Raw genomic sequence first — 25003 nt, 5'->3', positions numbered from 1 at the left:
TTTCACTCCTTTAATAATCTATTTTTTATTCATGGATTTTCCTATGAACAACCATCCTTACAAAATCAGGTTCAAAGTGTTTAGCCCGTGAACCACTATATCCCATATCTAAGGATGAAATTTTTTTCATCTCATCATTATTCAACTCAAAATCAAATACATTAATATTTTCAATAATTCTCTCTATATGAGTTGATTTAGGGATTACAACAACATCTCTTTGAATATTCCACCGAAGTAATACTTGACCCACTGTCTTATGATATTTTTCAGCAATTCCTTTTAACATCTCATCTTCAAAAGGATTATATCTACCGCCTCCTAATGGTGCCCATGCTTCAGGAACAACATCATAATATTTCATTGTCTCTATTGCTTGCTCCTGAGTAAAATATGGATGCAGTTCTATCTGGTTAACCATTGGCTTAATTTCTACAATTTCACAAAAATTCGTTAATATATTTGGATAGAAATTAGAAACACCTATAGCTCTTAACTTTCCTTTATGATATGCATCTTCCATAGCCCGCCATGCAGCAAAGTAATCTCCCATTGCTTGATGAAGTAAATATAAATCAAAATATTCCAATCCACTTTTTTTCAATGAATTTTCAATTCCCTGTTTTGCTGTTTCATATGTTCGCATATCTTGCACCCATAATTTTGATGTAATAAACAGCTCTTCTCTCGTACAGATTCCCGCTTCAATAGCTTGCTTAACAGCATTTCCTACAGCATCTTCATTCATATAAGAAGCTGCTGTATCAATTAATCGATACCCCGCTTTAATTGCTTGAAATACAGTTTCTTGACATTCTTTTTTATCCGGTACTTGAAATACCCCTAAACCTAAAATTGGCATTTCTATTTGATTATTTAAAATAATATATTCCATAATCTTATCCCCCTTATTATTCCTCACCGTCAACATCTGGAATTGTTGTTGCCAGTATATGCTGTGATTTTTCAGTTATTTGATAAAATGGACAATGTTTATTTAGTTTTGCTATTTCATACATTTCTTCATTTGTTAGTACAAAATCAAATAACTCGATATTTTCTAAAATGTGATTAGCACTTCTACTTCCCGGTACTGCACTAAACCCCATTTGCGTGTGCCATTTCAAAATAATTTGAGACGTTGTCTTATGATATTTAATTGCTAATGCTTTAAATAACGGTTCATTTAACAATTCATTACTACCATGCCCTAAAGGATACCATGATTGTAGAATAATCCCATTTTCAAAACAAAAATCTTTTACCTTTTCAGCCGGATAATAAGGATGACATTCAATTTGCATTACTACTGGTTTAATTTCACAAATATCCAAAATTTCTTGAATTTGTTCAACCTTAAAATTAGATAACCCTAGTGCTTTGATTTTCCCCTCCTTATAAGCTTTTTCCATCATTTGATAACCCGCAATATAATTATTTAAAGGGTGATGCAACAGCATCAGATCAATATATTCAACTCCCAACCGTTCTAATGTTTGCTCAACAGCATTACTTTTTTCATAAAACGTCGGAGCTAATTTTGTCTCAATAAAAATTTCTTTTCTATCCAATCCACTTTTACTAATACCTCTACCTACACTTTTTTCATTAGTATAGCGATTAGCTGTATCGATCAAACGATACCCATTTTGTAAAGCAAAAGAAACATTATCTTCTACTTGTTTACCAAACTGTCCAATTGTTCCAAAACCAATGATCGGCATCTTCACACCATTACTCAATTCAATTATTCTCATTAATATTTTACCTCCTAGTATATTGTAGATTCTGACTAGTTCACTATAAAGCTATCTAGCTTTCATCTTGCTTTAATAATTTATCTTTTTAAACCACAGATCATCTCAACAGTTGCTGGATCATAGTGAGAGAAAAATGAACTCGTATCTTTATTCATATTTGTAATAGTTTTCATATCTTCTTCACTTAATTGAAAATCAAAAATATCAATATTTTCTAACATTCTTTCTTTTCTCACCGTTTTAGCTAATGGCACAATTCCTCTTTGGACTAACCATCTTAAAATTACTTGACCTACTGATTTGTTATATTTTTCACCAATTTCCATTAATGTTTCATTAGTGAAGATTCCCTTCTTTCCCTCTGCAAACGGTGCCCATGCTTCTAATTGAACACCATATTTTTGATTATATTCTAATGCTTGATTCTGTTGATGAAATAGATTTACTTCCACCTGATTCACTGCAGGAACAACATCTGTATCTAAACATAAATCTACTAAACGGTCCGGATAAAAATTAGATACACCAACCGCTTTAATTTTTCCTTCTTTGTATAAATCAACTAAAGCCCGATAAGCACCATGATAATCTTTAAAAGGCTGATGCAATAATACTAGGTCAATATAATCGAGTTTCATCTTTTCTAAAGATTCCTCCACCGATGCCTTAGCTTTTTCATAGCCATAGTTTGTAATCCAGACTTTTGTTGTAACAAACAACTCTTCTCGAGGTACATTAGTTTTTAAGATTGCTTCTCCTACAGCTTCTTCATTACCATAAGACTGTGCTGTATCAATTAAACGATACCCAGTTTCAATTGCCTCCAGGACAACCCTTACACATTCTTCTTTATCCTTGATTTGGAAAACTCCAAATCCTGCCATGGGCATTTTTACACCATTATTTAAAGTTATATATTCCATTATTTTTCCCCCTATTCTAGCCATATATTTTTAGTCTCAATAATCTTGTTTTAATAATTTGATTTTTAAATTCAAGATTCAATCATAATCTTTTACATTTAAATATATTTAGTTTATATACTAAAAATCTTTATCTGATTAACAGTGCACTATAAATTATGCACTTGTATCGATAAGAATAAAAAGTTAAATATGGTTTTTTAAATAATTAAAATTTCCATCTCACCTTATTTATCTTTAAACATAGTATAAATCTTAGAGTTAACTATAAGTCAATAAAAACTTAATGTTATTAATTTAAAATATCACTAAATAAAAAAAGAGGTCTCTTTCAAACCTCCTATCCAATCATAAAACTATTTTTAATAAACAAATCTATAACCCAACTATAAAATATATTACTCGACTGCACATATACATTTATTTTTATTAGTATTTTTAGCTTTATATAAGGCTTGATCCGCCTGCTCTAAAACTGCTTGCCAACTTTCTTCTCCATTTAAAACACCTATTGCCCCACCAATACTTACAGTTAAATATTCACGACTTGAAGTATTTGGCATTAATAAATGCAGACGTTCAACAGTATGACAAAGTTCTGTACCAATTCTTTGCATTTCTTCTAAATCTGTATTTTTTAATAAATAAACAAATTCTTCTCCACCATAACGAATCAAAAACCCTTCACTCAAACATAAATTTAAAGCATTAGAAACTCTCTTTAGACATTCATCACCTTTAATGTGCCCAAAAGTATCATTATAAGATTTAAAATCATCGATATCAATTATAAAAACACCTGTTTTAAGCTGACTATCGCGACTCTCTAAATAAATATTATTTAAACAATTAGCTAAATAACGTCGATTTTGAAGCCCCGTTAAAGAATCATGATGGGCAATAAAATCTAATTCCGCACTTTTTTCTTCAATCATCCTATTTTTTTCTAGAATGATACTCTGATTTAAAAAAGTTTGTCGCATTGATTGATAATGATAATATCCAACAAATAGAGCCATAATCGTTAACCAGGTACTATTAACATAAATACTATAATGACTCCCCAATGGTTCACCATGTTTCACTAATTCAATTCCAGTAATCAAAATAATATCAGAGAACAAATACAGAGGAACAAATAATTTTGGCGGTAAATAAACAAGAATAGCAATACTCAACATTGTAATAATATGCACACTAATGTTATTAGAAACACGATTATCATATATCGTTACTGCTAGCGACCACATGATTAAAAAAACAATATAGTAATTTTGAACTTTCAACAATAAACCCTTTTTAACATTCTTTTTATGCAATAAAATCAACCCTAAGACACAGATGATAAACATGAGTGTGTATAAAAGCATATAAATCTTACTTGACTTGGTATAATAGGTAAAATCCGTATATACACTTACATAGACCATATTATAGATTTGAAATAACATAATAAAAAATATCGGGATCCTAAAATACTTCTTAATATCATCTTCGAGAACATCAATAAATTCAAGTTCTTGCTGTTTAGTTAGCTTTATCTTTTCAGTTAATGACAACAACTTCATAATTTGTCCTTTCTAAATATCTATTTATAATTCTTATTGACGATGTAAGAACAAAATTGGAAATGGATTCCCTTGTTCATCTAATTCACTTCGCCGATAAATAGTAAACCCCATATATTCATAAAAAGCTAGAGCTTGAGGATTTTGCTCATTTACACAGACTTCAGTGATCTCATAATCATTTATTCCTATCTCTAATAAATTCCTACCAATACCTTGTCCTCGACGTTGTGCTGTAATAAATAACATCTCTAATTTATCCTCAGCAATCCCCATAAAAGCCAATGTTTCTTTATTATCAACAGCAACTACTAAAATTGGAATTTCTTCAATTGCTTGAAAAACATACTTTTTTATTTCTCGAATATTAGTTTCACTAAAAAAATCATGAGTTGCTCTAATCGAACTTTCCCAAACCGTAACAAGTGAACTAATTAACTGTTCGTCTCGTTCAAATACTCTTTTTATTTCCATTAGCTCCTCCTTTATTACTCAAAGAAATCCTTTAAATAAATATACTGCATTATAAATTTTTTAAACATCCATAGCAACTACACGTTTAATATATTTTTTCATAATCTTTTCAATTCCAACATTTGTTAAAATGATTTATCATTATTTCTTTCAATATATAAATAGTTATTATTTACTTTATTTTACTATAATCACGTAAAAAAGATAGTTATTTAATTAATAACTATCTTTTTTTCATTAAGTTATCATTTGTATTTTTTGATTTACCTCTTATTAATATAAGTGCAATAATATTTGCAGTCAACATCGTAATTACATATATTGTAAGAATTGTAAACATTGACGGTACTACATCCAATAATGCTGACCAATCTTCATGCTTTACCCAATTACTTACTAATTGATACCCTGCTAAAAGAGTAAGCACGGTAAAAACAAGTCCTAAAATCGAAAACCAATAAGCCCTCAGCTTCTCTTGACTTTTAAATATAGACAGACAGCTCATCAAAGTACAGATAATACTCAAGCTTCCAAAGATAATCCACATACTACATTATTCTCCTAGATATAAAATTTAAGATTATTTTAAATAAGCTCTTGATCAATAAACTCTATATAATTTTTCTTAACAACTTCATCTGGATGATCAAGGTACCACTGATATGATTCCTCTAATCCTTCGAAAAGACTTTTTTGACTTGGCAACAGCTGATTTTGCTTAGTTACATCAAGAACATAATTATAGTTATGAAAACTAAAATAATCACGTTGATTATCATGCTTAGTTACATATACTTTATTTAGCGGTACTCCTACAACTTGATAACATAACTCAACAAATTTATTTATATCAACAATTTCGCTATTTCCAACATTCATGATATGATCATGAGGGTGCTTTTTAATAATGGTTTCCATTAACTTGCATAGATCTTCAACATGAAAAAACTGTAATAACATTTTACCATCATTAGGTAGATAGAAAGAACGTTTCTTTAATGCACATTCAAACACAAAAGGTTCGCGATAAACATTTTGCATTGGTCCATATAAATATGGTGGCCTTAAAATATATGCTTGAGGAATATGACTTAGTAAATAGTTTTCAGCTTCAATTTTATTACTTCCATAATCTCCCCAGATAGAATTTCTTCCAACCTTCTGCTCCTCTTTGAACGGTTGTGATAAACTTTCCGGATAAACAGCACTGGAACTAATCAAAATATAATCTTTGACCCCATTTAGACCTTCTAACAAATCTTTGACATCTTGTTTAGTATAAGCAGTAACATCAAAAACCACATCAAAATCATATCCCTTTAACAAATTTCCCAAATGATGTCGATCACCTTTAATTAATTTTACTCCTTCAATCTGTTTTCGATTTCCACGATTCAAAACATAAACATCATAATCATGATTTTTAAAATAAGTTGCAACAAATTTACTTACAAAAACTGTTCCTCCAGTTACCAAAATCTTTTTTGTCATATTCTCTCCTTACTTTATAATGATTTAGCACATGCAATTAAATAATGACGAGCATTAGCAGATGTCACTTGTTTAGCCCGCATCAATAAGGCTTGTTTTTTCAGTTCTATAATTTGTAATGAATTATCTTGCACCATCAATAACTCAATTAATTGCAATGCCATTTGATAATCTTCTTGTGCCATATAATTTTTAATAGCTAATATTAGTTTATCATTATCACCAATTAAAGCAAGTACCGCCTGATTATAAGCCTCAGTTGGATGTGGCAATAACTTCACAGGATCCCCATCAAACCATCCTACATAACCATTATAAATACTTTTCACTGACCATTCTACAGTACCATAATACTCACCTAAATATTCTTTATCCTGATATATTGGTGCTAATTTAACATTTTTAACAGTTTCTTCCAAAGACATTCCCTGATTCATACAATCTAATGTTTTAAATAAAATATCCTCGATGGCATCCCTAAAAGTTCCCACTATTGCTTTAATCTCATTTTGCCATAAAACTCGTGTATGTCCTGGTAATAATGCAACAGCTGGATAATTTAAAATCTCATTTAAAGTATCAATCCATGTCGCAACATCGCGATACATGGTTCCTCTTATTGCATAAAGATTAGGCCAGCATCCATAATAATTATCTCCACAACACATTATCTGATCATCTTCTAACCAAACATAGATTTCATCATCTGCTTCACCTACAGCACTAACCATCTTTAATTTAATTCCATCAATTACTCGTTCAACCACTTTTTGCTCATAATATGTCGTCGGTTTTATAAAATCATATTTTCCTTCTTTAATTTCTTTTCCTTCACGGATTCCAATTCCTTGACTAATCGCTTCCTGATCTGTTAATCCATAACCATGCTGATAAATCCCTCGTTGATTTAGTAGTTTACTAATTCTATCGTAGTATTTTAAAATTGGTTTTCGAGGTTTAAATGCTATTACTTCTACAACTGTATCCCGAAAAGTACCTGCTCCTCCTAAATGATCAGGATGTCCATGAGTATAAATAATTGTTTTAACCGGTTTATCACTAATTTTCGCTAGTTCATCTTTCATCACTTTTGCACGATAATCAGAATCAAGAGTATCAATTAATATAATTGAAGTTTCCCCAATAATCGCAATTGCATTACTATGTCCATAGCCCAAAAAATGATATACCCGTTCATTAACTTTAGTAATTTTCTTTTGATAGTTTGTTTTCGTAAAATTAATTAACTTTTCTTCACCTAACATTGCTTATTCCTCCTTATATATCATTATATTGATTATCTAGTCTTTTAATAGTAGGCACCTTTAGGTAACTGTCAAAACCGTAGTCATTTGGACTACGGTTTTATTTAATCATCTAAAATAAATGACTTTACTTGATTCTTTTTTAGTTTATTATTAGTCTTAACTATCTCTTCTTTTAAATCAACAAAATCTTTAAGATCATGATTTAAAGAAATTAAAACCTCTTTATTATTAGTATTAAAAGTTCGATAAATTAATTTATTTGAAGATTCTGCCTTTTTTAAAACACTTAGTGTAGTAAGTTCATTATTTTCATGAAGCAGAGAGAAAGTATATGGAGTGTTAAAATCAACCTCATTTAACTTCATCGCATTGTACGGCATTTTATTATAACTAATTAATGGCGTTAAATAATCTTTAGCTAAACGTGATAATTTAGCGTGATCATTTTCAATAACAAGCGCAAATCTAAACTCTAATGGTTTTAATAATTGTGAATCTGGTGTAGGCATCTTAATTCCTGATGGTCGTCCCGGACGCCGAACTAATTCTTCTTTACCTAAATAGCCAACTGATCGAAATAACGTAATTGCCAGGGTATTATAATTATCCCCAATTACTTCATATTCTCTAACTGAATTAGTGAGTAAAGCTAATGGACAACCCTTGATTGCAACGTAACTAAGCATTGGATAAATACTATCTGGCCGCTCGCTCCAATTATCTTCTTGCCATGATTCTATCGCCATATCTTTTACTGGGCGTTCAATTATCCCAAACTGATTATCACTAACTGAGGCCTGAGCCCAAATATCAGTTGGAAGAAGTACTCTAAGTCGATGATCTTTAGCTGTATTATCAATATTAGTTGTAATGTCAAGATTTCGTTCCCCTTGTTTTAATTCTATTTGAAATTCAATTTTTAAACTTGTATCACATTTCTTTTGTTTACGACTTGTTAAATCTTTTGGTACTTTCATTTCGACAATTATATGAGCTGTAGTAGAATACCTGGATCTATTGATTTGATAATCTGCCTTAGCATCTTTAGAAGTTATGATATAATCTTCCAATAATGGTGAATAATCATAACCATCACCCTCATCACTACCATCTTCAATCAATAAAACGGAATCATAAGTATGATCATTAACTAAATCATATATTTTTAAAGTTCCATTACTATTAATTTTAATCTGATAGTATTCATTTTCCAGAAAGTCCACTTTATCTAATAAAATTTCTTTTGGCTCTACTGCTTCTTGAATTAAATAAGCCTGATACCCCATCGCAGGAAAATTATCTTTAAATTCAATTGTATATTTTATAAATGGATCATAATTCCCATAATGAACAATCTGACGATCAATTAACCCAGCATCAATGATTTCTTTATTAATAACTTGATAATCTATTTCATGACCCTCACTAGTAACAATTTTAAAACTTTTCATTCTCGTGATAACTTCACTGCGAACCACTCGATTTCTTGGATAAGGGAGTAAATTAAAGACCGTTAGTTTATCAAGCGCAATATCTTTAGGCATTGCATCAGTAATCTTTCGTTTATAAAAGTCAATCATTCGCTCTACTTTCTCATTAGCAATCGTAAAACGGCTGCTTATTTCTTGATGTACTTTATCACTACAACAACATCCAATTGAATCATGGGCATGATTTTTCATTATCTCTTTCCATATCGATTCCATCATCCCATCAAAATACTCAAACCCTAATTTAAAAGCAATGGAAGCCAATGGCTCTAGCAGATTGGTAATTTTATTTTCAATTACGGTATTCATTGTTTTGATATCTGCCCGTGATGAAAAAATCGAACGATGTACACGCATATATTTACCATCCAGCAGTTCACCATGAAGGATATCATAGTTATCTTTTTTCTCTAATTCTTTAAATATCTGATCATAGTTACTTAAAAAGAAGTTTTTATCTGGATAAAGTCTTTTTAACTGCTCAATGACATCAAATATATTTTTTTGTAATGGCATTTGGTCGTGACCATTAGGAATTAATATATGTTCACTAGTTGCTCCTTTTTGTAACACTGGCATATATTTATCACAACGTTTTTTTAATTCATCAAGATCTGTGGGTAAATATTTTCCAATTGCATAACCAAGTGGTAATAGTTGAGTTAAGACTTTTGAACCATCGTCACTAGTCCAATAAAACTCTGTCTTATTTGAACCCATTCGCTCACTCGTTCCCCGCCAGAATATGCTTCTTGTAATTCCAAAACCGTTTAAAATCATTGGCATTTGGCCTGACTGACCAAATGAATCTGGTAAATAACCAATATTCATAGGTTCTCCAAAAGTCTGACTATCTTTATGACCGTATAATAAATTACGAACAATCGACTCTCCACCTACAACCATCTCATCAGTTTGAGTGTACCAAGGCCCAATAATTAATTTACCTTTTTTCACTAAATTAACTATTCGTGATAAATTTTTTGGTTTTAATGCTAGATAATCCTCAAGTACAGCTGTTTGTCCATCGAGAACATAATAAGGATAATCCTCATTATTTTCTAACATTTCTAATATTTCTTCCATATTGTTTAGTAATAATAACTTTGATTCTTCGGCTGAAAAATACCACTCACGATCCCAATGCATATGGGGGACAATGTGTACTTGATTTGCCATGCTATTCCTCCTATTTTGCCTTAGCTAATTTCTGTTTTCGAGTAATTACAAGTAGCACCGCTGAAATAATCGCTCCAATTACTGCCGCTCCAAACCAGACGATCATCGCTAATGGAATATTATCAGCAGTTAATACGAAAATAGAGAATATTCCTGCCCCAGGTACATCAAGACCAATATTAAACATCGCTACAATCGCTCCACAAACTGCAGAACCAGTACATAGGGATATAATTACACGAATTGGATCTGCCATCATAAACGGAATTGCCCCTTCTGTGATTCCTGCTAAACCTAATAGCCAGGTTGAATTTCCTACTTCACGTTCTTCTGGTGTAAATAAATCTTTTCTAAACTTTGTCGCAAATGTCACCCCAAATGCACTAACCATTTTAATTGAAGCAAAAGCACAATATGGCATTAAAACTCCTTCCGCCATTGCAGCAACACAGAAAGCATATGCAGCTTTATTTACTGGTCCACCTAAATCAAAAGAAACCATGATTCCTAAAACAGCCCCTAGTAAAGCAGCATTTGTTCCTGCCATTGATCCTAAAAAGTCAACTAATGCTGTATTGATCATTGCAACTGGTTTACCTAATACGACTAACAATAAGACTCCAACAATCAAACAAGACAATACAGGATAAATTACAAAACTCACAAAACCGGCAAATGTTCCTTTAGCTGGAATCCATTTCTTTAAATAGCGTATTGAATACCCAGCAATGATCCCACCAAGCATCCCGAGTAAGAATCCACCGCCAACGGTATTAGCACAAAATCCAGCCGCAAACCCTGAAGCTAAAGCTGGTTTATCCCCGATTGAATAAGCCATATAAGCTGATAATACCGGTACCATCAAGGTTCCTAACAATCCACTTCCCATTGATTTGATCAAATAAAGCCAACTTCCTTCGGTATTCATCAAATCTGTAAAACCAAAGGTTCTTGCAAAGATTACACAAATTGCTGCAATCATTCCGCCAGCCACGATCAATGGAATAACATGACTAATTCCTGTCATAACCGCTTCCTTAACTGTTTCTAAAAATCCGGCTTCTTGATGTCGTGAATGTTCTACATACTCACCACGAGCAGTTTGTTCTGCTTTAACTAACGCTGTTTCGATAATCTTTTTAGCATCCTTTAATGGTGCAGATACTTTTGTTTTAATCGTTGGTAAATGACTAAAACGTTCCTCCTCTTTAACCGCTACATCGACAGCAAAAATAGCTGCACTTGCATTTTTTAACATCTCATTAGTATGACGATCTTCAATTCCATTAGCCCCCTGCTTTTCTACATATACATTTACTCCCAACTCTTGCCCAGCTTTTGTTAATGCTTCTGCTGCCATGTAAGTATGGGCAATACCAGCGGCACACGCAGTAACCGCAACGATTGAGCGATCAAAGGATTTTATTTCATCACTATTAACCCCATTATCCAGATTTTGATAAAATTCTTTTACTGTTTTAGAAGCATATAATTTTTCTGTATATGTATGATTAGCCATCTTCGTCATCATTTCTGCTAATAATTGCATTTGAACCGAATTCTTATCATTTTGGGGAATTGCAAGTAAAAAAACATATTGTACTTTGTTACCTTCAACAACACTTTCCCAATCCTTCACAGGTTTCTTTAAAGTTACAACCGCAAAAGCTGCTTCTCTAACTACTCCATCTTTTCCATGAGGAATGGCCAGACCATTATCAATCCCTGTTGGTGTTAAGCTTTCACGTTCTAATACTGCTTGATAAAAATCTTCCTCATTACTAATTTTTCCTGCCTGATATAATTTAGAAACTAAGAATTTAATTATTTCATCTTTTGATGACAAATCACTATTTAAAGTAATAAGCTGCTCACTTGTTAATTTAGATAATTCCATTTCTTCTGCCCTCTTCTTTTAATTTTATTAATCACTGACATGTCTTTCCCTGATTACAAAAATATCATAGCATATTATTTTGTAACCCTTTTCAATTTGGAAAATCATACACTTATTTTTAAATAAAAAATGGATGTACCGTGTATTTATACACAGTACATCCTCCAAAATACCTCTGTCAACTCTCGAAGCAGCATCATCATCCCTGTTCGATCCGCAACATTATAGCCATTCAATTTTTGTTCATCACCCCAATAATATAATGGAATATGTGCTAAACCAGCCAATCGATTTTCATTAAAATGGGTAACCGAAATAACAAAAATTCCATTCTGTTTTGCTTCTTCTACCCAATTATTCAAACGACCATTCTCACCACTTGCACTAATTACAAACAAAATATCTTTTTCTTCACAATGCTTGATTCGATATTCAATTTCACGATAAGTTTGATAATATTCAGCTCGATAATCATAACATCGCAAATTATCGACCATCATTTCACAAAAATATAATGACTCACCGACACCAATAAAGTGACATGTTCGGGCATTCTTGATCTTAGCGGCAACTTCTTCTAACGTTTTATAATTAATTAGTTCCATTGATTTATACAAATTCTTTGATAATAATTTTTGAATATCTAAATTTTCTGATACTTCGTTATTAACTAAAAATTTCATCTCTGCAAAGCCTTTATACCCTAACTTTTTACAAAGACGCATGATTGAGTTGGGAACAAGATAAAGATCTTCGGCTACCTTTTGAATTGATAAATGTTCCAAATTTGCTTTATTTTTACGAATATAATCAACAATTAGATCATCTGTATCGTTTAGTGTAAACTCTTGTTGTAAGACCCGTTCTTCAAATTTCATTATATTATCCTCCATGACAAGATAAATATCAACTCTCTCAATATAACTTATATTCTAACATTATTTTTTGATTTCGGTGCATAATCTTTCAATTCTGGAATTGCTCCCGCAGCAACTGCCCATAAATACAAACTGGCAATTGTTGCATATGGTCCATAGCGACGTTTATATTTAGTGAATAGTTGAGGTGTAATTCGCCGATGATGATAGACCATGCGCATTCCCCGTAAAATTGCTAAATCGCTATAACTAATTATATCTTTACGTTGTAATGAAAATGTTAAAATCATCTCTGCTGTCCATCTCCCGATTCCAGGTAACTCACAAAGCTGTTCTATAACCTCTTCATTTGATAGATCAGCTAATCGCTCCAAATCCAATTGATCACTAATGATCCGTCTCGTTATTTCTTTGATATAATGTGCTTTTTTCATCGTAATGCCACATTTTTGTAATTCCTCAGCTGAAAGTGATTTAAAATTTGCTGGGGTAATCGGACTAAAAGAATTGTTGATTCTCTGCCAAATTGTTTGATGGGCTTTAGTAGAAATTTGTTGACCAACAATCGAATTAATTAAAGCTGCAAATAAATCAGGTATTACCGCACGTTTAATTATACCAATCTGCTCGATTACTTGTTTTAAAACAGGATCCCTACTTTTCAAATATTCAATTTCAATATCGCTATATTCAAAATATTCCATTATATACTCCAACCTATAATCTTATCGCATAGTTACAATACCATCATTTTAAAACAATCAAATAACTTTTTTGACTATATTGATTAGCTTTATTAATTTCAAGTATACTTGAAGTACTAAACTTTGTAAATAAATGAAATATTATATAAATCAAGTATGTTTCCTTATGTAATCAAATAGTTTATATTACTGCTTTTATCCTTATGATTATAAATTGTTAGTTCATAATTATCTAATAAAGCACAACGATAAAAATACTCTAGTAAGTTTTTACTGGAGTATTTCATTTATACTTTAAATAACTCAATAATGTCATTAGTAGACATTGTTGTTATACTACCTTCATTATTTTCCACAAAACTATCAGCTAAGTTTTTCTTTTTATTTTGCAGTTCTAAGATCTTTTCTTCAACACTATCCTTCATTACCAATTTATAAACCGTTACAACATTTTCTTGCCCGATTCGATAAGCACGATCAGTCGCCTGATTTTGTGCTGACATATTCCACCAAGGATCAAAATGAATAACTGCTTCAGCAGCAGTCAAATTCAATCCTGTTCCCCCAGCTTTTAATGAAATCAAAAATACTGTTGTATCATCATTTTGAAATTGATTAACTAATCGATGACGTTCTTCTTTTTTTGTATCACCTGTTAATTGATAATAAGTAATACTTTCTTTCTCCAATTCTTTAGCAATTAAATCAAGCACGGAAGTAAAAGAAGAAAATAATAGCACTTTTTGATTATTTCCCAGGAAATTTCGGATTAAATCAAGACATCCCGATAATTTTGATGAAATATTCGAAATATTATCATATATTATCCGTGGTTCACAACAAATTTGTCTTAATCTTGTCAACATTGCTAAAATAGCAATACGATCTACATTATCATAATTAAGCTGTTCTTGCAGTTCTTTATTGACCTGAATTAAATTAGCTAAATACAACTTATTTTCTTCTTCATTAAATTCAATTGATAATGTTTTTTCAATCTTCTCCGGTAATTCAGTCAATACATCTTTTTTATTACGTCTTAAGATAAATGGTGTAATTAATTTTTTTAGTTCCTGCTGTTTGTTTTCATCATGATTTTTAACAATCGGTGTTTCATAATTAGTTTTGAAATAATGATAGCTATACAAATACTCTGGCATTAAAAAATCAAAAATTGACCATAACTCCGCCAAAGAATTTTCTATAGGAGTTCCGGTTAAAGCAAAACGATGTTTAGCTTTTAACGATTTTACTGTTATCGCATTCTTAGTTTTAGGATTTTTAATATATTGCGCTTCATCCAAAATAATATTTTCAAATTGATAACCATCATAAAGATTAGCATCACGACGCATATAATCATAAGTAGTAATTAGCACATCAACCTCATTAAATTTTCTAATTGCTTCTTTTCGTCGTTTTAGACTGCCGTGAATACAAGTACAAGATAAAGAATTAGAAAATTTATGTATCTCATCTTGCCAATTCAATAGCAATGATGATGGACAAACAACTAAACTAGTTTTTTTATCATCCCGATTTTGATCCAGTAAAACAATCATTTGTAAGGTTTTACCAAGCCCCATATCATCGGCCAAAATTCCTCCAAAGCCATAAGAACTAATTGATTGAAGCCATTGATATCCAAATTTCTGATAATCGCGTAAAATTTCTTGATAATTAGGCGTTAAGGGATAACTCTGTTTAGCTATATCTTTAAAATTATCAATAATTTCTTTAAATACGGTACTACGATCATATACTAAATAATTGCTTGTTTCGGCTTTATTATCAAGACTAAAAGCCCGATAGACATCCATTTCTAAATGTCCATCCTCAAGCATCTTTGGTCTAATTTGATAATCAGTCATAAATTCATTTAATTCTTCCAGCTCATCAGAATCAAGATATAATAGTTGACCATTTTTTAACCGATGAAATTTCTTCTTCTTTTGATATGAGTTTAAGACTAACGCTAATTCATCTTTAGGAATATCAATACTTTCAATGTCAATTGCCAATAAGTCATTTTCTAAAGTCACTCCTACATTAATACTAAATTGACTTTTCTTCCCAATCTTTTTAAGTGCATCACTAACCATCACTTCACAATAATTAGCTAAAAAAGGCAAACCTTCATTTAAAAAGGAGTAAGTTTTTTCACTTTCTAAATTCAAATACATACAATGTTTTTCAAAATCAACTACATCACCAATCTCTTTTAAATAATCTTCAATTAAATCAAAATTAATTGATGTTTGCTTTCTCGACTGTTGAAATGAATAAATCGTTTCTAGGCCTTGTTTACTTTCAAGATAAACTTTGATTTGTTCCAATTCATTAATATCGCCATAGAGTGTCAATATTTCTGTTTCGACAACTTCACTTGTTAATAAGTCCCCAGTATAATTAAAATATTGCTTAATATCATTTAAAATATATTTAACAAAGTCATTTACATCTTCTTTTGCTAATAATAATTTGTCTTTACTTTCGCAATTATGAATAAATTTGATTGCTTTTCCTTCATCATCCAGCTTAACCATACCTATTTCATTTTCAGTAATCTTATAAAGATTTTTATAACCACAAAATTCATCAAAATCCTTTAATTCAAGCGAATAATATTTTTCAAGTTTCCTTATATGTAAAGTAGGCTGATAATTGTATTGATAAATTGATAAATGTTGATTAGTTTTTTCTAAATCTTTTAATACTTCATAGATATATTCAATACTTTCGGGAATAATCTTTATCTCATTTGTCACATGCGATATATCGTAATAATATTCCTGTTGATACCGCTCATAAGTGATCATACAAAATTTCATTAATTCAATAATCTTCAGTGCTTCATCACTAAATACTTTTTGATTATGAACAAACGCTAATTGTTTACCATATTCAACATATTCATTATTTGCTAATGCACTTAAAAAATTAGGAATATTTTTTATTATATACTTTTTATCACTTCCTACTTTGAATTTTAAACATGGGTGCCCATAATTAATCTTGATCTGGACTTCAAGATCATACTTTTGATTTAGTTTAACCTGATTAAAATCAATTGCTTTAGCAGTCTTAAATGATGCTATTAGGTTTTTTGTTACTGCTAATTCATTTTTTAGCAGTTCTTCTTCCTGCTGCTGACGAATTTGTACTAACTTGTCGAAATAACTTATCTTACCATTTTTACTTTTATATTTAAATGGAAAATCATCAGGTGATAACTCTTGAACCTTCAGCAAAACAGCCCCAATATGACCGCAAGCCGAGAGTTCATCACACCAATAACAATTACAACTATAGTCAGTAATCTTATTATCTTGATCAATAACGATTTTACACACATTTTCATAACTACCATTATCAACAATGCCTTCAATTGTATAATCATCAAAAAGTCGATCATAAGTAATTGTGATTTCTCTAACATAATCTTTTTGATAATATATTCGTCCTGTTCTTAGATTTCTAACACTGCTTACGATTCTATGTAATTCTTTGTCAGTTACAAGCACTTACCAGTCACCTCCTAATTTTCTTTAAAATTATAGCATATATCGAATAATATTCATTAATATTACGACTCTAACCATTATGACTAAACTAAATACATAGAGTTATAAAGATGTAATCTTGCAGCAAGTATTTATTTCAATAAATTTCTTATTACTGCCATAATCAAATTTTTAAATAATTAAATACTCATTTCCACAAGCATTAATAAACAATAACAAATCATCATAGGTAATTGATATTGTTGCTGTATTAATATTAGGGTGAATTAATAATCGTTGTGCTCTTAATTCACGATCAATCAATATTTTTACTCGCTTATTATCATTAATTATTCCTAATGGTGTCACTGATCCTGGAATTAGCTTTAACAATTCTACAAGTTCTTCATCACTAGCAAAGCTTAGCCGCTTACTACCAATTTGTTTAGCTATATATTTCAAGTCAGCACGCCTTTCAACCGTCATCATATAAATGAAGAATTGTTTATCACTACTTTTTAAAAATAGATTTTTACATGCTACTCCATCAATTTGCTCATTAATAAACATTGCTTCTTCAACAGTGCTAACTGATTGGTGATTAATTTTTTGATAATCAATACCTAACTGTGTTAAAAATTTATATATATCCATTGTTAACTCCTCTTTTTATGATAATGATTTTAACATATTAAAAGTTTAATTGAAAATAATAAAAGCATCCAAAGGATGCTTAATCAATTTTCTTTAATTCATAATCAAAACCATATTTTAAAATATATTCTTCTAGAGTCCAATTATTATCATAAATTATTTTAGCTGCTTTCTTACCAACATAACGTAAATGCCATGGCTCATTAGCAGTTCCAGTAATATCCGAACGATTTTTAGGATAACGAAGAATAAAGCCATATTTATAAGCATTTTTAGCAACCCATTTATACTCATCCGTATCACCAAAAACCATTCTCTTTTTATCAATTACACTTTGGCTAGTTAAATCTACTCCTAACCCTAATTGATGTTCACTTGAGCCAGGTTTCGCAACTAAACCACTAGCAGTGACTTCATCATAACGGTTAAAATAATCATTATAAATTTCTACTTGTTCATCATATGAGCGATATCCACTATTTAAAACTAAATGATAATCTTCTTTTAAAGCATCTTTATTCATATCTTCTAATGCTTTAGCTGCATCTTTTCGAAGTTTATTATGGTTATTATCAGGAGCAATTGGTATATCAGGTACAACAAGATCAGCAGGGACATAATCTTTAGGTAACACAAAACCCTTTTTAATCAACAGAAGTGTATTACTAGGATCTAAAACTTCATATTCTGATCCAACAGCATTATTAGCATCAATAAATGGGTAAGTAACCGTAAGTACAGCTGTTATTGGCTCTTGATTACTTGCAAGATACTTAGGCAGATCCTCAAAGACCATTCCATTAATCTTTAAATAAGATTTAATTTGCGAATATGTATATTTATTATCGACGATTACCTTAAAATCAGACAGCTCTGCAACTTTCATTAAAGATAATACTTGTTTATAACTATATTTTAAATCCTTGAGATCTTGATAATAATCCTGATAGAAAGTATCAATATATTTTATTACTTCTTTTTTTGAATAATCTTGATGTTCTTTTTGATATGTCTGATACTCTAAATAATGTTTTTTATTTTTATATTCATTCCAGGAACTTAAATCACTGACCTTTTCCGCATCCAAATAACGCTCAATCTCATTATCATTTAGCTGTAAAATAATGCTTTGTTCAGACCAACCATAGCCCTTCGTCATTAACCGAATTCTTGTAAAATTAAATGCAATCAATGTCCCAAGTATTAACATAGCGATTAATACACTAATGATTACTTTATAAGGGATTTTTTTCTTTTCATTGTACGACATGTAACTGCTTCTTTTCAACCTATTATCCTCCTCGATATATTCTTGGCAGTCGACTTCCTAAACGACTCAAAATCTCATTACTAATTGTATTAGCTTCAAGTGCAATTTCTTCTACCCTAATTTCTTCTGTACCATCTTGACCAATTACGGTGACTAGATCATTATCACTGATATCACTAATCTCGCTAACATCTACAAGCATTTGATCCATACAAATTCTTCCAACTATTGGACACTTTTGACCTTTGATCAAAACACTTCCATTTGAAGAAAGTATACGTGGCAATCCATCACCATAGCCAATTGGAATAACGGCAATTACACTATCACGATTAACCTTATAAGTCAAGCCATAACCAAGACTCGCGCCTTTAGTCAAATAATGCAGCATTGCAATTTGTGCTTTAATTGTTAAAGCTGGTTTTAAATCTAATTGTACTTTTGAATAATCATTGAACGTTGAGTACACTCCATACATTAAAATCCCAACCCGAGCATAATCGGCATTGATTTCAGGATAATTTACTAATCCATAACTACTTTGAAGATGAACCTTTCCTATATCATAATGTCTTAATTTTAATTCATTAATTAAATCATAAAAAGCAGCTATTTGTTTTTGGGTGTATTCTTGATCAACTTTCCTTTTACTATCACAAACACAAAGATGTGTAAAATAACCCTGAATATGAATAAACTGGTAATCATATATTTCTTTAATACTCTCATAATCGCTTAAATCAAAACCTAAACGATGCATTCCAGTATCAATCTTAATATGAACATTGATCATATGCCCACTTTCATTTAATTGCCGAGCATGCTCACGATTTACAATGGTTTGAATCAAACGATAATTATGTAATTCAATTGCACGAATGGGATGACTATAACCAAGTACTAAAATTTCGCCATATATCCCATGTTCTCGAAGTTTGATACCTTCATCGATAGTAGCAACTGCAAAAGCTTCAATTCCCATTTTTTGACAATGTTTCGCAACTTCTACTAACCCATGACCATATCCTTCTGCTTTAACAACTACCATTAATGAACTATTTTTATTTAATAATGAACTCAATTCATCAAGATTATGCGTGATTGCATCTAGATCAACTTCGATCCAACTGCGACTTGTGCGAATATTCACCATACTTCTCTTTTCCTTTCAATAAAATCTCTGAAAATAAAACAGTTATTATCAATACACTAATAAACTGAATCAGCGGGTCAACAACTAAATGATCACACTTCAATAATTTACCTATTCCACGAACAACAACAATCATCAAGGGATGAAAAAGATAAATAGCTAACGATAGATCTTTACATTTAGATATTCGTTTGCCTGATATTCGTAAAAGTCCCTGATATAGCCAAAACATTACTACCGGCAATAAGATATTCATTGAATCATGACGTACAAAAACATAATCTGCTGCATCTTGATAACCTTTCAACAGTGATATTTCTATAAACATCAAACTTATTGCTAATATCGTGCTAATAACGATTACTCTTAAACTAAAGTTAAATTGCTTTACCGCAAGAAGTTTTCCAATCCAAATGAATAACGGTGCAAAGAAAATACCATTTCGTGTATAATCACTTATTAAAAAAATCAAGTCATACCCCCATTTACAATATGGGTGTATCAAACCATAATACGAATCACCACCTAATCCAATTAAATAAAGTAGTACCACAATTGAAAAACTCGTTAATAAAGATACCCGTTTATCTAATACTGCAACAGTGATCAATCCTAGAACTGTTGCTGGTAAATACCACAAATGATAGAAAGTTCCATCGAACAAAACATCTTTAATTATTTCATAAATCAGATTACTTTGATTAAAATAATGATTATAAAGATTTAATGGTAAATAAATAATTATTGCTGCTAAATAAATCAATAGTGTCTGTTTAATAATCTTATATAGTCGTTTTTTACTGGGATTAAGAAAATAGAAATAAGCAGTTGTGATAAAAAAGAATGGTACTGCAATACGTCCTAATCCACGAGTTAAATAAAAATCTAAAGTTGGGCTAATTGTATCTAATGGTGAAGTATGAATCGTGACAACTAAAATTGCAGCAATTATCCTAAAACAGTCGATTAAGGGATAACCTTTTACTTTAGACATATGGCCTCCATGATGTAATAATAAAACCATCACAATTATTTCCCGATATTTGATAACTACCATGATCACTTAAGTTTAACTTAGTCTGTTCATTAACTGCTGGAACATAAAATACTTCAACTAACTTTCCTTGGCAGTCTAAAACATATGGATTGAAAATAGAATGATTTTTTATATATAAATGATATTCTTCAAAACACCACTGATTTTCTTCCATAATTTTTGCATGAACAATCCCAACATAGCGAAAATGCCATGGTTCCTCACTAATTTTGGTAAAATCAATTTTATTTTTAGAATATCTCTGAATAAAGCCATAATCACTTGCAATATCACGAAATTGTTGACAGATTTCCTGACTTGTAAAATCAGGACAAAAGATATCAATTGTTTCATTTTTTACTGCTAAATCAATGGCTAGACCTGTTTGATGCTCACTACAGTTCACTCTAGCAACAAACTTATCAACAAACTCTTTTCCATGATTTTGAATAGCCTGATTATAGATCATAGCTTGTTCTTGACCGCTTCTTAAACCACTGACTAAAACAATCTTATCTTCTGCTTTAATTTCCTGTAATGCTTTTGTTAGCATCTCCATAGCCGTTTTTTCTAATGATATTGTTGAATCCTTGGCAGTCGAACAGTTAGTAATTTGATAGTTATTTGCAATTGGATAATTATGATTAACCAATACTAATGGACCTTGGTAAATATCATCTTTATTTAAAGTTACCATCTGCATACTTAAGCCCTATCGCAACAATTTTATCTATTAATTCACTAAATTCAAAACCTACTCCTTTCATCATCTGGGGAAAACGGCTATGATCAGTAAAACCAGGAATCGTATTAACCTCATTAAAAACTATTTCATTGTTTGGCGTTAAAAACATGTCTACCCTAGCAAAATTCTGACAAGCTAATGTCTGATAAATAATTTTTGCAGTTTCTTGAATTTTCCTTGCCGTTACTTCATCAATTCTAGCGGGCATATGAATTGTTGAAGTTTTCAAAGTATACTTTTCATCATAATCAAAAAAACCTCCCGATAATTCTATTTCATCTACCTCACCAACAGTCAATTCATCGTTGCCAATAATCGCACAACCTACCTCAAACCCTTCAACAGCTTCCTCTACAATTACTTCATTATCGTAATTAAAGGCATATTCAAGTGCTTTTGTTAATTCTTCCATTTTGACAACTTTACTAATTCCATATGATGATCCAGCTTTTAATGGTTTAACAAATAATGGAAAATTCAATGCTTTAACATTAAAATCATTTATATTATGTACAAGCACAGACCTAGTAACCTTTATCCCTGCTGCTTTGACTAACTGGTGAGCTCGATATTTATCCATACATAATGCTGATGCTAATAATCCGCAGCCAAGTACTGGTATTTTTGCAAGCTCCATTAATCCTTGAACAGTACCATCCTCACCATTTTTTCCATGCAAGACCGGTAAAACCGCATCAATTTGCTGATAGATTATTTTATTATCAACTATTTCCATCACTGCTTGTCTTTCTGGTTCTAAACATACCGTCACTGGATTAAGCAGTTCTTGATTCCAAGTATCATTACTAATTTTTTCAATTTCCCCATCATAATGAAACCACTGTCCTGCTCTCGTAATCCCGATTAAATAAAGATCATATTTTTCTTGCGGAAAATTCTTTATAATCGCAGCTGCTGATTGTAGCGACACTTCATATTCACTTGATTTTCCTCCAAATAAAATAGCTATTGTTTTTCTTTTCATATTATATCCTTCCTTACTACTCCTTCGATAAATCTATAATATAAAAAAAACGCTCTTCATTTTTTAATTTCTTCATAAGAAAAAATCACAAAATTCCCACTTATTTCTTACATTTTTCTTACAAAAAAATCAGCATTCTGCTGACTTTACTGTTAAATATTAAAATGCTTTTTAAAACTTTGAGCAATCCCATCATTATCAACACTATCAGTTATTTCACTTGCTACACTTTTTAATTTAGGAATAGCATTCCCCATAGCAATACCATGTTTAACCAATTGTAACATCTCTACATCGTTGATACCGTCACCAAAAGCATACGTGTTTTCATAATCAATTCCTAATTTTTGATATAAATATTCACAAGCAGTTCCCTTAGTGAACCCTTTGCAATAAACATCCATTCGAATCAAACCTGTATCATACGGAATCATCGTAAATTCATCTTCTAATTCATGATAAGCTGCCCACAACTGTGCTGCACTATCAAATAAAACACAACAGCTTACCGCTTTAACATCACTAGTTTTAAATACCTCATTAACATCAGTTGGTCTTTCAGTTGTTCCCTGAAACATAGCACGATGTTTTATAACCAATTCATCATCAAGAAAACTGCACCATGCACCACCGCGACCATTAAACATTGAACGACCATTATATTTTGCATATACATCTAATTGCTTCTGCACCATTCCATTATCAAATTGTTCATCAATCAAAATCTCATTATTAAAACGAATATAATGTCCATCATTACAAATATACCCATCAAATTCAATGTTTGCCACACTTTCAGGTACTTCACCCCGAGCTGTTGCAATGACGATCTTATTACCTTGATTTTTAAATTCATTTAAAACCCTTATTGTCTCATCAGTTGGATGTAACATCCCATTAGGTACATTAACTAATGTCCCATCAATATCAAAAAACGCTATTTTCGTATTCATAATGCTCCTCCTTCTTTTAAGTATAAAGAAATTCATATCTTTTATGAGATATTTTAATATTATGAAAATAATTACTGAATCACATAATCTTTTGCATGATCACTGTAATAAAGAGCATTGTTTGTATCAATAAACACGGCTTCTATCCCCGCTAATTGATTTACTAATGCTAACCCCTGCTCTTTACCTAAAGTAAAACATACTGTGCTTAATGCATCACCATCAACTGAATGATTACTAATAATCGTAACTGAAGCTAACCCATTATCATAACTATATCCCGTCTTCGGATTTAAGATATGATGATAATACTTCCCTTCAACTTCAAAATAACGTTGATAAATTCCTGAAGTTACAACCGACTGATCATTAATTTTTAATTTTAAAATATCACTACTTCCTTTAGGATCAGTAATACCAATTGTAAAATCATCACTATTCTTTTTCCCTACACAAAGAACATTACCACCTAAATTGATAATTGCACTGTCTACTCCCTGCTCAATTAAGTATTCCTTAATTTTATCAGCAATATATCCCTTTGCAACAGCCCCTAGATCTATTATAGTATTAGGATTACTAAAACTAATTGTACTATCATTTAAAGTAATTCCCCTATATCCAATCGACGTCAAAGCACCGGCTATTGCTGAAGTTTCCGGCAATTTTGGAGTATCAGCTTTAAAATCCCACAAATCAATCAATTGTCCTACTGTAATATCAAAAGTACCATTAGATAACTTACTATATTCCAAACCAATATTTATAACTTTAGCAAGTTCCTTGGATATTTTAATTAGTTTAGTTTTATCTTGATGATTGAGCTGATATAATTCACTTTTGGGATTAGTCCGGGAAAAGAGAAGCTCGTAGTCCTTGCAAATAGCAAAACATTCATCTAGAATATTAGACGAAGCACGATCATATAAAGTAATCGTAACTTGCGTATCTAAAAGAAGCTGCGTTTGACTTAGAGGCTGTTTATTCGTACATCCACAAAATATAATTAAGATTATTAAAATTTTTATAAACCAACGTTTTTTCATGTCATTTCCTTTCATTCTGGAGGTAG

Annotated in this window: 21 protein-coding genes; all 21 read right to left on the bottom strand. The window is 31.0% G+C overall.

Annotation, left to right across the window (positions count from 1 at the left end; all coding sequences use genetic code 11):
- Positions 1 to 25: 25 nt before the first annotated feature.
- Positions 26 to 895, bottom strand: a complete 870-nt coding sequence (locus EYR00_RS02965; RefSeq protein WP_008792201.1) for an aldo/keto reductase — start codon at positions 893 to 895, stop codon at positions 26 to 28.
- A gap of 16 nt (positions 896 to 911) precedes the next feature.
- Positions 912 to 1757, bottom strand: coding sequence for an aldo/keto reductase (locus tag EYR00_RS02960; RefSeq protein WP_003538806.1), 846 nt, complete (start codon positions 1755 to 1757; stop codon positions 912 to 914).
- 80 nt (positions 1758 to 1837) lie between these two features.
- Positions 1838 to 2683 carry an aldo/keto reductase gene (locus EYR00_RS02955; protein ID WP_008792203.1) on the bottom strand — a complete coding sequence of 282 codons (846 nt, stop codon included), beginning with the start codon at positions 2681 to 2683 and terminating at the stop codon, positions 1838 to 1840.
- A gap of 398 nt (positions 2684 to 3081) precedes the next feature.
- On the bottom strand, positions 3082 to 4251 hold the full coding sequence (locus EYR00_RS02950) for a GGDEF domain-containing protein (protein ID WP_003538808.1): 1170 nt from the start codon (positions 4249 to 4251) through the stop codon (positions 3082 to 3084).
- 33 nt (positions 4252 to 4284) lie between these two features.
- Positions 4285 to 4725: a GNAT family N-acetyltransferase gene (locus tag EYR00_RS02945; protein WP_003538809.1), complete on the bottom strand. Its 441-nt coding sequence runs from the start codon at positions 4723 to 4725 to the stop codon at positions 4285 to 4287.
- Positions 4726 to 4948: 223 nt separating this feature from the next.
- Positions 4949 to 5272, bottom strand: a complete 324-nt coding sequence (locus EYR00_RS02940) for a hypothetical protein (protein ID WP_008792205.1) — start codon at positions 5270 to 5272, stop codon at positions 4949 to 4951.
- A gap of 38 nt (positions 5273 to 5310) precedes the next feature.
- Positions 5311 to 6216 (bottom strand): NAD-dependent epimerase/dehydratase family protein, encoded by a 906-nt coding sequence (locus EYR00_RS02935; RefSeq protein WP_003538811.1) that lies wholly within the window; start codon positions 6214 to 6216, stop codon positions 5311 to 5313.
- A gap of 14 nt (positions 6217 to 6230) precedes the next feature.
- Positions 6231 to 7481, bottom strand: a complete 1251-nt coding sequence (locus EYR00_RS02930) for an alkyl sulfatase dimerization domain-containing protein (RefSeq protein WP_003538812.1) — start codon at positions 7479 to 7481, stop codon at positions 6231 to 6233.
- Positions 7482 to 7585: 104 nt separating this feature from the next.
- Positions 7586 to 10153, bottom strand: a complete 2568-nt coding sequence (mngB, locus tag EYR00_RS02925) for a mannosylglycerate hydrolase (protein WP_003538813.1) — start codon at positions 10151 to 10153, stop codon at positions 7586 to 7588.
- A 10-nt stretch (positions 10154 to 10163) separates the two neighbouring features.
- A complete protein-coding gene (gene mngA, locus EYR00_RS02920; protein WP_003538814.1) occupies positions 10164 to 12050 on the bottom strand; it encodes a PTS 2-O-a-mannosyl-D-glycerate transporter subunit IIABC in 1887 nt (628 codons plus the stop codon).
- A gap of 146 nt (positions 12051 to 12196) precedes the next feature.
- Complete coding sequence (locus EYR00_RS02915) at positions 12197 to 12928, bottom strand: MurR/RpiR family transcriptional regulator (RefSeq protein ID WP_009299523.1); 732 nt, start codon at positions 12926 to 12928, stop codon at positions 12197 to 12199.
- Positions 12929 to 12975: 47 nt separating this feature from the next.
- Positions 12976 to 13632 carry a DNA-3-methyladenine glycosylase family protein gene (locus tag EYR00_RS02910; RefSeq protein ID WP_003538817.1) on the bottom strand — a complete coding sequence of 219 codons (657 nt, stop codon included), beginning with the start codon at positions 13630 to 13632 and terminating at the stop codon, positions 12976 to 12978.
- Positions 13633 to 13919: 287 nt separating this feature from the next.
- Positions 13920 to 17156, bottom strand: a complete 3237-nt coding sequence (locus EYR00_RS02905) for a DEAD/DEAH box helicase (protein WP_003538818.1) — start codon at positions 17154 to 17156, stop codon at positions 13920 to 13922.
- Positions 17157 to 17327: 171 nt separating this feature from the next.
- Complete coding sequence (locus EYR00_RS02900; protein WP_003538819.1) at positions 17328 to 17789, bottom strand: prolyl-tRNA synthetase associated domain-containing protein; 462 nt, start codon at positions 17787 to 17789, stop codon at positions 17328 to 17330.
- 79 nt (positions 17790 to 17868) lie between these two features.
- Positions 17869 to 19059, bottom strand: coding sequence for a M15 family metallopeptidase (locus EYR00_RS02895; RefSeq protein ID WP_003538820.1), 1191 nt, complete (start codon positions 19057 to 19059; stop codon positions 17869 to 17871).
- A gap of 22 nt (positions 19060 to 19081) precedes the next feature.
- A complete protein-coding gene (gene vanT / locus EYR00_RS02890) occupies positions 19082 to 20212 on the bottom strand; it encodes a serine racemase VanT catalytic subunit (RefSeq protein ID WP_008792213.1) in 1131 nt (376 codons plus the stop codon).
- Entirely contained in the window at positions 20172 to 21206 is a 1035-nt protein-coding gene (locus EYR00_RS02885) for an acyltransferase (RefSeq protein WP_003538822.1), read from the bottom strand. Before EYR00_RS02885 ends, vanT begins: the two co-directional genes overlap by 41 nt.
- Positions 21199 to 21951 (bottom strand): D-alanyl-D-alanine carboxypeptidase family protein, encoded by a 753-nt coding sequence (locus EYR00_RS02880; RefSeq protein ID WP_009008686.1) that lies wholly within the window; start codon positions 21949 to 21951, stop codon positions 21199 to 21201. Before EYR00_RS02880 ends, EYR00_RS02885 begins: the two co-directional genes overlap by 8 nt.
- Positions 21929 to 22978 carry a D-alanine--D-serine ligase VanG gene (vanG, locus tag EYR00_RS02875; protein ID WP_003538826.1) on the bottom strand — a complete coding sequence of 350 codons (1050 nt, stop codon included), beginning with the start codon at positions 22976 to 22978 and terminating at the stop codon, positions 21929 to 21931. Before vanG ends, EYR00_RS02880 begins: the two co-directional genes overlap by 23 nt.
- 152 nt (positions 22979 to 23130) lie before the next feature.
- Complete coding sequence (locus EYR00_RS02870) at positions 23131 to 23931, bottom strand: Cof-type HAD-IIB family hydrolase (protein WP_003538827.1); 801 nt, start codon at positions 23929 to 23931, stop codon at positions 23131 to 23133.
- Between the two features lie 71 nt (positions 23932 to 24002).
- Entirely contained in the window at positions 24003 to 24977 is a 975-nt protein-coding gene (locus EYR00_RS02865; RefSeq protein ID WP_040434412.1) for an FAD:protein FMN transferase, read from the bottom strand.
- Positions 24978 to 25003: the final 26 nt, after the last annotated feature.

The organism is Thomasclavelia ramosa DSM 1402 (assembly GCF_014131695.1).
GTDB classification, from domain to species: Bacteria; Bacillota_I; Bacilli_A; order Erysipelotrichales; family Coprobacillaceae; genus Thomasclavelia; species Thomasclavelia ramosa.
Note: the sequence above shows the minus strand (reverse complement) of the source record. Positions and strands in the feature narration are given on the sequence as shown.

Bases quoted from the DNA above. Each gene is read 5' to 3' on its own strand.
- EYR00_RS02965 (WP_008792201.1), bottom strand. From the start codon at position 895: ATGGAATATATTATTTTAAATAATCAAATAGAAATGCCAATTTTAGGT.
- EYR00_RS02930 (WP_003538812.1), bottom strand. From the start codon at position 7,481: ATGTTAGGTGAAGAAAAGTTAATTAATTTTACGAAAACAAACTATCAA.
- EYR00_RS02885 (WP_003538822.1), bottom strand. From the start codon at position 21,206: ATGTCTAAAGTAAAAGGTTATCCCTTAATCGACTGTTTTAGGATAATT.
- EYR00_RS02910 (WP_003538817.1), bottom strand. From the start codon at position 13,632: ATGGAATATTTTGAATATAGCGATATTGAAATTGAATATTTGAAAAGT.
- EYR00_RS02870 (WP_003538827.1), bottom strand. From the start codon at position 23,931: ATGAATACGAAAATAGCGTTTTTTGATATTGATGGGACATTAGTTAAT.
- EYR00_RS02940 (WP_008792205.1), bottom strand. From the start codon at position 5,272: ATGTGGATTATCTTTGGAAGCTTGAGTATTATCTGTACTTTGATGAGC.
- EYR00_RS02955 (WP_008792203.1), bottom strand. From the start codon at position 2,683: ATGGAATATATAACTTTAAATAATGGTGTAAAAATGCCCATGGCAGGA.
- EYR00_RS02960 (WP_003538806.1), bottom strand. From the start codon at position 1,757: ATGAGAATAATTGAATTGAGTAATGGTGTGAAGATGCCGATCATTGGT.
- mngB (WP_003538813.1), bottom strand. From the start codon at position 10,153: ATGGCAAATCAAGTACACATTGTCCCCCATATGCATTGGGATCGTGAG.
- vanT (WP_008792213.1), bottom strand. From the start codon at position 20,212: ATGGTGAATATTCGCACAAGTCGCAGTTGGATCGAAGTTGATCTAGAT.
- EYR00_RS02880 (WP_009008686.1), bottom strand. From the start codon at position 21,951: ATGCAGATGGTAACTTTAAATAAAGATGATATTTACCAAGGTCCATTA.
- mngA (WP_003538814.1), bottom strand. From the start codon at position 12,050: ATGGAATTATCTAAATTAACAAGTGAGCAGCTTATTACTTTAAATAGT.
- vanG (WP_003538826.1), bottom strand. From the start codon at position 22,978: ATGAAAAGAAAAACAATAGCTATTTTATTTGGAGGAAAATCAAGTGAA.
- EYR00_RS02865 (WP_040434412.1), bottom strand. From the start codon at position 24,977: ATGAAAAAACGTTGGTTTATAAAAATTTTAATAATCTTAATTATATTT.
- EYR00_RS02900 (WP_003538819.1), bottom strand. From the start codon at position 17,789: ATGGATATATATAAATTTTTAACACAGTTAGGTATTGATTATCAAAAA.
- EYR00_RS02935 (WP_003538811.1), bottom strand. From the start codon at position 6,216: ATGACAAAAAAGATTTTGGTAACTGGAGGAACAGTTTTTGTAAGTAAA.
- EYR00_RS02950 (WP_003538808.1), bottom strand. From the start codon at position 4,251: ATGAAGTTGTTGTCATTAACTGAAAAGATAAAGCTAACTAAACAGCAA.
- EYR00_RS02915 (WP_009299523.1), bottom strand. From the start codon at position 12,928: ATGAAATTTGAAGAACGGGTCTTACAACAAGAGTTTACACTAAACGAT.
- EYR00_RS02945 (WP_003538809.1), bottom strand. From the start codon at position 4,725: ATGGAAATAAAAAGAGTATTTGAACGAGACGAACAGTTAATTAGTTCA.
- EYR00_RS02895 (WP_003538820.1), bottom strand. From the start codon at position 19,059: ATGTCGTACAATGAAAAGAAAAAAATCCCTTATAAAGTAATCATTAGT.